The organism is Pseudomonas sp. CROZ-RG-20F-R04-15, from assembly GCF_022662375.1.
GTDB lineage: Bacteria > Pseudomonadota > Gammaproteobacteria > Pseudomonadales > Pseudomonadaceae > Aquipseudomonas.
Map to the genome: position 1 here is coordinate 221,386 of NZ_JAKNQL010000004.1, position 10,483 is coordinate 231,868.

General features: G+C 61.2%; 9 protein-coding genes. All 9 read right to left on the bottom strand.

Annotated features, from left to right (window positions below):
- Positions 1 to 15 precede the first annotated feature (15 nt).
- Positions 16 to 927, bottom strand: coding sequence for a UDP-3-O-acyl-N-acetylglucosamine deacetylase (lpxC, locus tag L8H52_RS08815; RefSeq protein WP_007916984.1), 912 nt, complete (start codon positions 925 to 927; stop codon positions 16 to 18).
- Positions 928 to 1,039: 112 nt separating this feature from the next.
- A complete protein-coding gene (gene ftsZ, locus L8H52_RS08820; protein WP_016986475.1) occupies positions 1,040 to 2,236 on the bottom strand; it encodes a cell division protein FtsZ in 1,197 nt (398 codons plus the stop codon).
- Positions 2,237 to 2,304: 68 nt separating this feature from the next.
- Positions 2,305 to 3,564 carry a cell division protein FtsA gene (gene ftsA / locus L8H52_RS08825; RefSeq protein ID WP_007916987.1) on the bottom strand — a complete coding sequence of 420 codons (1,260 nt, stop codon included), beginning with the start codon at positions 3,562 to 3,564 and terminating at the stop codon, positions 2,305 to 2,307.
- A 15-nt stretch (positions 3,565 to 3,579) separates the two neighbouring features.
- Complete coding sequence (locus L8H52_RS08830) at positions 3,580 to 4,446, bottom strand: cell division protein FtsQ/DivIB (protein WP_180700005.1); 867 nt, start codon at positions 4,444 to 4,446, stop codon at positions 3,580 to 3,582.
- A 4-nt stretch (positions 4,447 to 4,450) separates the two neighbouring features.
- Positions 4,451 to 5,410, bottom strand: a complete 960-nt coding sequence (locus L8H52_RS08835; protein WP_242206793.1) for a D-alanine--D-alanine ligase — start codon at positions 5,408 to 5,410, stop codon at positions 4,451 to 4,453.
- Positions 5,407 to 6,867: a UDP-N-acetylmuramate--L-alanine ligase gene (gene murC / locus L8H52_RS08840; protein ID WP_102356595.1), complete on the bottom strand. Its 1,461-nt coding sequence runs from the start codon at positions 6,865 to 6,867 to the stop codon at positions 5,407 to 5,409. Before murC ends, L8H52_RS08835 begins: the two co-directional genes overlap by 4 nt.
- A complete protein-coding gene (murG, locus tag L8H52_RS08845) occupies positions 6,860 to 7,930 on the bottom strand; it encodes an undecaprenyldiphospho-muramoylpentapeptide beta-N-acetylglucosaminyltransferase (RefSeq protein ID WP_064392864.1) in 1,071 nt (356 codons plus the stop codon). Before murG ends, murC begins: the two co-directional genes overlap by 8 nt.
- Positions 7,920 to 9,131: a putative lipid II flippase FtsW gene (gene ftsW / locus L8H52_RS08850; protein ID WP_171057289.1), complete on the bottom strand. Its 1,212-nt coding sequence runs from the start codon at positions 9,129 to 9,131 to the stop codon at positions 7,920 to 7,922. Before ftsW ends, murG begins: the two co-directional genes overlap by 11 nt.
- A 2-nt stretch (positions 9,132 to 9,133) precedes the next feature.
- The gene (murD, locus tag L8H52_RS08855; protein WP_242206794.1) at positions 9,134 to 10,480 is read right to left on the bottom strand and encodes a UDP-N-acetylmuramoyl-L-alanine--D-glutamate ligase; all 1,347 of its coding nucleotides are present in this window, start codon (positions 10,478 to 10,480) and stop codon (positions 9,134 to 9,136) included.
- Positions 10,481 to 10,483 lie beyond the last annotated feature (3 nt).

Sequence of the window (10,483 nt, forward strand, 5' to 3'; positions counted from 1 at the left end):
AGAGAGGTTTTTTACTTACACCGCCGCAACCGGGCGCATGTAAGAGATTGGTGCGGTGCTGGCGTCTTCGAACGTCACCACTTCCCACGCATCTGTCTGCTCAATCAACTTTCGCAGCAGTTGGTTGTTCAGTGCATGACCGGACTTGAAGCCTTTGAACTCACCAATCAGGCTGTTACCCAGCAAGTACAGGTCGCCAATGGCATCGAGGATCTTGTGCTTCACGAATTCGTCTTCATAGCGAAGACCGTCTTCGTTCAACACGCCATCAGCATCGACCACGATTGCGTTTTCAACGCTGCCGCCGAGTGCGAGGTTGTGCTTGCGCAGGTACTCGATATCACTCATGAAACCAAAGGTACGGGCGCGGCTGACTTCTTTTACGAACGAAGTGCTGGAAAAATCCACGCTTGCACTTTGGGTGCGGTCCCGGAAAACCGGGTGATCGAAATCGATCTCGAAGCTCACCTTGAACCCTTCGAAAGGGACGAAAGTGGCGCGCTTGTCGCCGTCTTCCACTGTCACTTCACGCAGGATGCGGATGAATTTCTTGGCGGCGTCCTGTTCTTCCAGGCCTGCCGATTGAATCAGGAATACGAAGGGTCCAGCGCTGCCATCCATGATCGGGACTTCGGACGCGGAGAGCTCGACGTAGGCGTTATCGATGCCCAGGCCAGCCATGGCCGAGAGCAAGTGCTCTACCGTGTCCACTTTGACGTCGCCGTTGATCAGCGTCGTCGACATAGTGGTTTCACCGACGTTTTCCGCGCGGGCAGGAATCTGCACCACAGGGTCGAGGTCAGCGCGACAAAACACAATGCCAGTGTCGACAGGCGCAGGCTTGAGGGTCAGATAGACCTTCTCACCGGAGTGCAGGCCTACACCTGTGGCACGGATAATATTTTTCAGTGTGCGTTGTTTAATCATGGCTTGGGCCGCTTCAGCGCAAATTGCGAACTGGTATCAACAAAGGCTGGCGATAATAGCAGACCGAGCCTTTGCTGAACACCAATCACCTTCATAGCCCTGATACATTCCATCAATCGGCCTGACGACGCAGGAAAGCCGGGATGTCCAGATAGTCCAGATCATCCTGCGGATTCATCTTCGCGGCAGCCGCAGCACCGGCCTGAGCCTGGTTGCGCATGACGGTCGGACGGTCCAGATCACGGTAATTGACCGCTGGCGCTTCCTGACGGGCCGGAGCCGGTTGTTGTACCTGGGCGGAAGCCATGGAGGTATGAACGGTGTTGTCGATGACCTTCACAGGCTTCTCGATTTTCGCGCCCAGACCAGTGGCAACCACGGTTACATGCAGTTCGTCGCGCATGTCCGGATCGATAACGGTACCGACCTTGACCATGGCGTGCTCGGAAGCGAAGGCTTCGATGATGCTACCCACGTCGGAGTACTCACCCAGGGACAGGTCAGGACCGGCGGTGATGTTCACCAGGATGCCGCGTGCGCCTTGCAGGTTCACGTCTTCCAGCAGCGGGTTGCGGATCGCCGCTTCAGTGGCTTCACGTGCACGGTTCGGACCGCTGGCGCAGCCAGTGCCCATCATCGCCATGCCCATTTCGCTCATCACGGTACGTACGTCGGCGAAGTCGACGTTGATCATGCCCGGACGCTTGATGATGTCGGAGATACCGCGAACGGCACCGGCCAGTACATCGTCAGCCTTGGCGAAAGCCGACAAGAGGCTGGCGTCTTTACCGAGGATGGTCAGCAGCTTCTCGTTGGGAATGGTGATCAACGAGTCAACGCTTTCCGAGAGCATGCGGATGCCTTCATCGGCGATCTGCATACGCTTGCGGCCTTCGAACGGGAACGGACGCGTTACTACCGCAACGGTCAGAATGCCCATTTCCTTGGCCACTTCGGCGATGATCGGCGCAGCACCGGTACCGGTACCGCCGCCCATGCCAGTGGTGATGAACACCATATTGGTGCCCTGCAGGACTTCGGCAATGCGCTCACGGTCTTCGAGAGCGGCCTGACGACCTACTTCAGGGTTGGCGCCAGCGCCCAGACCTTTGGTCACGCCGGTACCCAGTTGCAGAATGGTGCGCGCGCCGATGTTTTTCAGCGCTTGAGCATCAGTGTTGGCGCAGATGAACTCGACGCCTTCGATGTTGCTCTTGACCATGTGATTGACAGCGTTGCCGCCGCCACCGCCAACACCGATAACTTTGATTACCGGGCTTGCGGGGATGTTGTCTACGAGTTCGAACATTTTCCCTCTCCTTACATTCTCTAGTTTTTTCGCCTACTGCTTTTTTGTTGCGGTGTTGCGGTAAATCTTTAGAAGTTGCCTTGAACCCACTTCTTCAATCGGTCCAGCAACGGCGCCTGTGGCTCTTCGTTGCTGTAGCTGTCGCGGCTGCCGATGCCGGAGAACGAAACCCCGTCGGACTGCTTTTGCAGGCCGTACATCAACAAGCCAACGCCAGTGGAATAAATCGGGTTGCGCACCACGTCATCCAGGCCTTTCACGCCATGCGGTACACCGAGGCGTACCGGCATGTGGAAGATTTCCTCGGCCAGTTCAGTGGCGCCTTCCATCTTCGACGTACCGCCGGTCAGGACGATGCCGGCCGGGATCAGGTCTTCGTAGCCGCTGCGACGCAGCTCGGCCTGAATCAGCGTGAACAGTTCGTCGTAACGCGGCTCGACCACTTCGGCCAGGGCCTGACGCGACAGTTCGCGCGGTGGACGGTCGCCAACGCTTGGCACCTTGATGGTTTCACCGGCACCGGCCAGTTTGGCCAGGGCGCAGGCGTAGCGGATCTTGATTTCTTCGGCGTACTGGGTCGGGGTGCGCAACGCCATGGCGATGTCGTTGGTCACCTGATCACCGGCAATCGGGATCACTGCGGTGTGACGGATCGCGCCTTCGGTGAAGATCGCGATGTCGGTGGTGCCGCCGCCGATGTCGACCAGGCACACACCCAGCTCTTTCTCGTCATCGGTCAGCACCGAGTAGGCCGAAGCCAGTTGCTCAAGAATGATGTCGTCGATTTCCAGACCGCAGCGGCGCACGCATTTTTCAATGTTCTGTGCGGCGTTGACGGCGCAGGTGACCACGTGAACCTTGGCTTCCAGACGTACGCCGGACATGCCCAGTGGTTCGCGAACGCCTTCCTGGTTATCGATCACGTAATCCTGCGGCAGGGTGTGCAGCACACGCTGGTCAGCCGGGATCGCCACGGCCTGAGCGGCGTCGAGCACGCGCTCAAGGTCGGCCGAGCTGACTTCACGATCGCGGATCGCGACGATGCCGTGGGAGTTCAGGCTGCGGATGTGATTGCCCGCCACGCCGACGAACGCCGAGTGAATGCGGCAGCCCGCCATCAGTTGGGCTTCTTCGATCGCGCGCTGGATCGATTGCACGGTGGACTCGATGTTGACCACCACGCCCTTCTTCAGGCCACGGGACGGATGGGTACCGATCCCGACGATTTCCAGCGAGCCGTCGTCGGAAACCTCGCCGACCAGCGCCACCACTTTGGAGGTGCCGATATCGAGACCGACGATCATTTTGCCGCTTTGCACGTTTGCCATGGGTCCTGCCTCTTCTTAATTCTTTGCGACAGCGGGTTGGGCTGTCGTCGGCGCTACAGGTTCCCGCCAGCCAACAGCGAGGCCGTTGGCGTAGCGCAGATCGATGCGCGCAATGTTCGTAATCTGGTCTTTAAGCGTCTTGTCATAGATGGCGATAAAGCGGCGCATCTTTTCCACCAGGTTGCCGCGTCCCAGCAGCAACTCGATGCCGGGGCCGGAACTGCCGGCACCGGTGGTCAGGAACCAACTCCCGCGTTCACGCAGTTCCAGGCGTGCAATCGAGAAGCCCAACGGCCGCAGCATCTGGCTCAGCACCTGATACTGCTGCATGACTTGCTGCTGGGCCCGTTGTGGGCCGAACAGCTGTGGCAGGTGTTCGTAGTTCGCCAGTTCCTTGGGCGTAAATGCCTGGCCCTGGTTGTTCAGCAACGACTCGTCGCCCCAACGCGCCACCGGCAGTTGCTCTTCGAGGCGGATCACCACCTGGTCCGGCCACACCCGACGTACTTCGGCGTGGGCGATCCATGGCATCTGCTCAAGCTCGGTGCGCATGCCGGCCAGGTCGATGGTGAAGAAGCTCGACGCCACGTACGGCGCGATCCGCTGCTGCACCGCTTGCTGGCTGATGTAGCTCAGGTCGCCCTGCACGGCGATCTTGGTGATCGGCCGGTCAGCGTATGGCAGCAGACGCGTTGCCCCTTCGTATGTACCAAAGCCCAGCGCGACCAACAGCACCGGCCAGAACAGACTTTTCAGAAAGCTGAAATTGGCTTTCGGCAGGCGCGCGGACATCGGCTCTTTCGCCACCATGCGGCTGGCACCCCGCGGCACCGGCTTGCGGCCGGGTGCGGGAGGCTGATGTCGGAGCTGAGCGCCTTGCATCGTCTTAACCTCGAGCGTCTTCAACACTGGCGGCCAGAATGGCCAGAACCAGTTGCTGGAAATCCAGACCGGCCGCACGCGCGGCCATCGGCACCAGACTGTGATCGGTCATGCCCGGAGCGGTGTTCACTTCCAGGAACCAGAACTGCCCGTCGGCGTCCTGCATCACGTCCGCCCTGCCCCAACCGGCAATACCCAGCGCCTCACTGGCCTTGGCCGTGAGATCCATGAGTTCCTGTTCCTTGGCGGCATCCAGCCCGCACGGAATGCGGTACTGGGTATCGTTGGCGATGTACTTGGCGTCGTAGTCGTAGAACGTGTGCGGTGTACCCAGGGCGATAGGAGGCAACACCTGGTCACGCAGGGTGGCGATGGTGAACTCCGGACCTTGAATCCATTGCTCAACCAAGACTTGCGAATCGTAGGTACTGGCCGCTTTCCATGCGTCGATCAACTCGGACGCAGAACTCACTTTGGCCATCCCGATACTTGAACCTTCATGCGCCGGTTTGACGATCAAAGGGAAGCCCAGTTCCGTCGCTGCCGAAATACAATCGGCTTCGCTGCACAGTACGGCGTGACGCGGCGTCGGAATCCCGAGGCTGTGCCAGACCTGCTTGGTGCGCAGTTTGTCCATCGCCAGTGCCGAAGCCAGAATGCCGCTGCCGGTGTACGGAATACCCGCCACTTCGAGCAGGCCCTGCATGGAGCCGTCTTCACCGCCACGGCCGTGAAGAATGATGAAGGCGCGGTCGATCTTTTCGCTGAGCAGACGCTGCAGAATGTCGTCGCCAACGTCGATGCCAAACGCGTCCACGCCAGCGCTTTGCAGCGCGTCGAGCACGGCGTTACCGGATTTCAGCGACACCTCACGCTCGGCACTCAGGCCGCCGAAGAGCACGGCAACGCGGCCGAAGTCTTTCGGCGCGATAGTGGAAAACAGCTTGGCGTAGGCAGCAGTCATTTCAACTTCCCCTCGACCGACGCCGCCACGGCGCCAGCGAACAATTCACTTTTCAACAGCTTCGGCGCGAGACCGCCGATATCACCGGCGCCCTGGCACAGCAGGATGTCGCCGGCACGCAGCAGCGGCTTGACCAGTGGCGCCAGATCGACGCCACGCTCGATGTAGATCGGGTCGAGCTGACCACGCTGGCGGATGCTGTTGCACAGCTTGCGGCTGTCGGCGCCGGGGATCGGCTCTTCGCCGGCCGGATAGACTTCCATCAGCAGCAACACGTTGGCATCGGCCAGTACATTGACGAAGTCGTCGTACAGATCGCGGGTGCGGCTGTAGCGGTGCGGCTGGTAGACCATCACCAGACGGCGCTCCGGCCAGCCACCGCGTACGGCTTTGATCACCGCCGCGACTTCGGTCGGGTGGTGACCGTAGTCATCGACCAGCATCACGTTGCCGCCGTCCACCGGCAGTTCGCCGTAGACCTGGAAGCGCCGACCAACACCCTGGAAGCCCGATAGGCCCTGAACGATGGCTTCATCACTGACGCCTTCGTCGGTGGCGATGCAGATGGTTGCCAGCGAATTGAGCACGTTGTGATTGCCCGGCATGTTCACGGAAACATCCAGCGGCTCGCGGTCAGGACGCAGCACGGTGAAGAAGGTCTGCATGCCTTGCTGGCGAACATTGATCGCGCGCACGTCAGCGTCTTCGCTGAAGCCGTAGGTCACGGTCGGACGCTTCACCAGCGGGAGGATTTCGCGCACCACCGGATCGTCCAGGCACATCACCGCCAAACCGTAGAACGGCAGGTTGTGCAGGAACTCGACGAAGGTTTTCTTCAGTTTGTTGAAGTCGCCGTCGTAGGTCGCCATGTGGTCGGCGTCGATGTTGGTGACCACGGCCACCAGCGGTTGCAGATGCAGGAAGCTCGCATCGCTTTCATCGGCTTCGGCGATCAGGTAACGGCTGGTGCCGAGCTGGGCATTGGTGCCCGCAGCATTCAGACGGCCACCGATAACGAACGTCGGGTCCAGACCACCGGCAGCGAACACCGAAGCGATCAGGCTGGTGGTGGTGGTTTTGCCGTGGGTACCGGCGACGGCGATGCCGTGGCGATAGCGCATCAGCTCGGCGAGCATTTCGGCACGCGGCACTACCGGAATACGACGTTCAAGCGCGGTCGCGACTTCCGGGTTGGAGGTGTTCACAGCGCTCGACACCACCAGCACATCGGCGGTCGCGGCGTTCTCGGCACGGTGGCCGATGAAAATATGCGCGCCGAACGATTCCAGACGCTCGGTCACCGGCGAAGCTTTCAGGTCGGAACCGGAGACTTCATAGCCCAGGTTCAACAACACTTCAGCAATCCCGCACATGCCCACGCCGCCGATGCCGACGAAGTGGATGCGACGGATGCGGCGCATTTCCGGTTGTGGCATGGCCTTCTGATTCTCAACCATGGGCCACCTCCAGACAGGTATCGACCACGCTACGGGTGGCATCGGGTTTCGCCAGACGGCGGGCCGCTTGGGCCATATCTTCGAGTCGTTGCGGTTGCATCAAGACCTCTGTCAGGCGCGCGGCAAGGTCCGCGGCACCAGTCGTTCTTTGCGGCATCAGGAAGGCAGCGCCTTCACGGGCCAAATAATCGGCGTTGCGGGTCTGGTGATCGTCGATCGCGTGGGGCAAAGGCACCAGCATCGAGGGCAGACCGGCGGCAGCCAGCTCACTGATGGTCAACGCGCCTGCGCGGCACACCACCAGGTCAGCCCAGCCATAGGCCTGGGCCATGTCTTTGATGAACGGCTGCACCTGCGCATCGACGCCGGCGGCGCGGTAGCGCTCTGCAGTCACTTCATCGTGGTTTTTGCCGGCCTGATGAAACACTTCCGGGCGCAAATCGGCAGCGACTTGGGCCAGGGCTTCAGGCAGCAATTTGTTCAACGGTTCTGCGCCAAGGCTTCCGCCGAGGATCAGCAAACGCGCTTTGCGCCCTGCCAGAGCAGGTCGCGATGTGTCGAGGAACAGCTCGCTGCGCACCGGGTTGCCGGTGGTACGGCGGGTGTCCGACAGAGTAAAGGTGTCGGGGAACGCTTCACACACCCGGGCGGCGAACGGCACCAGCAACCGATTGGCGGTGCCGGCCACGGCGTTCTGCTCGTGAACGATCACCGGCACACCGGCCAGTTTTGCGGCGAGGCCACCGGGGCCAGTCACATAACCACCGAAGCCGACCACGCACACCGGCTTCAAGCGACGAATGATCGCCCGCGCCTGCCATACCGATTTCAGCAGCATGAACGGAGCCTTGAGCAGCGACAGCTTGCCCTTGCCGCGCAGGCCGGTAGCGTTGATGCGGTGCAGTTCCAGCCCAGCGGCCGGGACCAGTTCGTTTTCGATCCCGCGTGGTGTGCCGAGCCAGTGCACGGTGTAACCGCGCGCCTGAAACTCGCGGGCACAGGCCAGCGCCGGGAACACGTGGCCGCCGGTGCCGCCGGCCATGATCAATACGTTAGCGCCCATGATTCGGCTCCTCGGCGAAGTCGCTCTCATGGAATTCCATCTCTTCACTGCCCAGGTGGGTTCGACTCTCCCACTCGATCCTCAGCAACAAGCCGAGACAGGCACAGCAGATCACCAACGAACTGCCGCCGTAACTGAGGAACGGCAAGGTCAGACCTTTGGTGGGCAGCAGGCCGACGTTCACCCCGATGTTGATCAGGAATTGACCAATCCACAGGAACGACAGACCGTAGGCCACATAAGCAGCGAAGAACTGTTTGGCTTTCTCCGCCCACAGGCCGATGTACATGCCGCGAATACACACGAACACGAACAGCGCGACGGTGCACAGCGAGCCGACGGCGCCTAATTCTTCAGCCAGAACCGAGAACACGAAGTCGGTGTGCGCTTCCGGCAGGTAGAACTGTTTCTGCACGCTGTTGCCCAGGCCGACGCCGAGCCACTCACCGCGACCGAAAGCGATCAAGGCTTGCGACAATTGATAACCGGCGCCGAACTGGTCAGCCCACGGGTCAGCGAAGTTGGTCAGACGCGCCATTCGATATGGCTGCATCTGAATCAACAGCACCACGGCCCCGACCGCCAACACCACCATCAGCGAGAAGCGGAACAGTCCGACCCCGCCGAGGAACAGCATGGCCGCCGCAGCGCCCATCATCACCACGGTGGCTCCGAAGTCCGGCTCCATCAGCAACAGACCGGCCATCGGCAGCAGCACGATGAACGGCTTGAAGAAGCCCATCCAGCTTTCGCGTACTTCTTTCTGACGCCGCACCAGATAACCGGCGAGGTAGATCACCACGAACACCTTGGCGATTTCCGACGGCTGCACGTTGAAGAAGCTGAACCCGATCCAGCGCATCGAACCGTTCACTTCGCGACCGATGCCGGGAATGATCACCATCACCAGCAAGCCGAACGCGCCGATCAGCATCAGCCAGCCGAGGCGCTGCCAGGTGGCGATCGGAATCATCATGGTGACGATGCACGCGCCCAGGCCCAGCACCACATAAATAAGGTGGCGAATCATGTAGTACAGCGGACTGCCCGACTGCGCGGCTGCCACTTCAGTGGACGCCGAGGCGATCATGATCAAACCGAGACCGAGCAACGCCAGGCAACCGGCGAGCATCGGGAAGTCGAGGTCGATGCCGCGCCCGGTGATGATCGGCGACGGATACGGTTTGATGATATTGCGCAGGCTCATGCCAATTCCTCCACAGCGCGGACGAACTGGTGACCACGGTCTTCGTAATTCTTGAACATGTCGAAACTGGCGCAGGCCGGCGACAGCAGCACCACATCCCCCGGTTGGGCGGCGGCGCGGCATTGCGCGACGGCGTCGACCAGCGAGGTCGCGCGAATCAGTGGCACGGCATCGCCGATGGCTTCACCGATCTTGTCGGAGTCGCGGCCCATCAGGATCACGGCGCGGCAGTTGGCCGCGACAGGATCACGCAGATCGTTGAACTCGGCACCCTTGCCATCGCCGCCGGCGATCAGGATGACCTTGCCGTCGATGTCCGCGCCCAAGCCTTCGATGGCGGCCAGTGCGGCACCAACGTTGGTGGCTTTGGAATCGTTGTAGTAAGCGACGCCGTCGAGATCACGTACCCACTGGCAGCGATGTTCGAGACCGGCGAAGTTGCGCAAGGCCGAGAGCATGGCGTCGAACGGCAGGCCCACGGCATGACCCAGCGCCAGTGCCGCGAGGGCGTTGGACTGGTTATGTGCGCCGCGAATCTTCAGTTCACGTACCGGCAGCAGGTTCTGGAATTCGAAGGCCAGATATTTCTCGCCGTCTTCTTCACGAATACCGAAGGCCTTGAAATCCGGTTTGGTCAGGCCGAAGGTCCAGCACGGCTGGCCCTCGCCCATCAGCGGACGGCTCAGCGCATCCTGACGATTGACCACGAACTGCTTCGCCCCCCGGAAGATCCGGTGCTTGGCCAAGTGGTACGCCGGCAGACCGCTGTAGCGATCCATGTGGTCTTCGCTGATGTTCAGCACGGTGGCCACTTCGGCGTTGAGCTGGTCGGTGGTTTCCAGCTGGAAGCTCGACAGTTCCATCACGTACAACTCGACGTCGTCGCTGAGCAGGTCCAGCGCCGGGGTGCCGAGGTTGCCGCCGACGGCGACGCGCTTGCCGGCCGCAGCCGCCATCTCGCCGACCAGAGTGGTGACGGTGCTTTTCGCGTTGGAACCGCTGATGGCCACGATCGGCGCCTGCGCGTTACGCGCGAACAGCTCGATGTCGCCGGACAGTTTCACGCCACGGGCCGCAGCGGCTTGCAGGGCCGGGGTCGCCAGCGCCAGGCCGGGGCTCACGTAGAGCTCGTCGGCACGGCAGAGGAATTCGACGTCCAGCTCGCCACAACGCACTTCCACGTGCGGATAGTCACGCTTGAGCGTGGCCAGTTCCGGTGGATTTTCCCGCGTGTCCGCCACGGCAAACGACGTGCCCCGGTTCGCCAGGAAGCGAACCAGGGACATGCCGCTCTTGCCGAGGCCGACAACGATGCGGAAGTGGTCAGAAGCGATCAGAGACACTCG

Bases quoted from the DNA above. Each gene is read 5' to 3' on its own strand.
- ftsA (WP_007916987.1), bottom strand. From the start codon at position 3,564: ATGGCAAACGTGCAAAGCGGCAAAATGATCGTCGGTCTCGATATCGGC.
- L8H52_RS08830 (WP_180700005.1), bottom strand. From the start codon at position 4,446: ATGCAAGGCGCTCAGCTCCGACATCAGCCTCCCGCACCCGGCCGCAAG.
- murC (WP_102356595.1), bottom strand. From the start codon at position 6,867: ATGGTTGAGAATCAGAAGGCCATGCCACAACCGGAAATGCGCCGCATC.
- lpxC (WP_007916984.1), bottom strand. From the start codon at position 927: ATGATTAAACAACGCACACTGAAAAATATTATCCGTGCCACAGGTGTA.
- L8H52_RS08835 (WP_242206793.1), bottom strand. From the start codon at position 5,410: ATGACTGCTGCCTACGCCAAGCTGTTTTCCACTATCGCGCCGAAAGAC.
- murG (WP_064392864.1), bottom strand. From the start codon at position 7,930: ATGGGCGCTAACGTATTGATCATGGCCGGCGGCACCGGCGGCCACGTG.
- ftsZ (WP_016986475.1), bottom strand. From the start codon at position 2,236: ATGTTCGAACTCGTAGACAACATCCCCGCAAGCCCGGTAATCAAAGTT.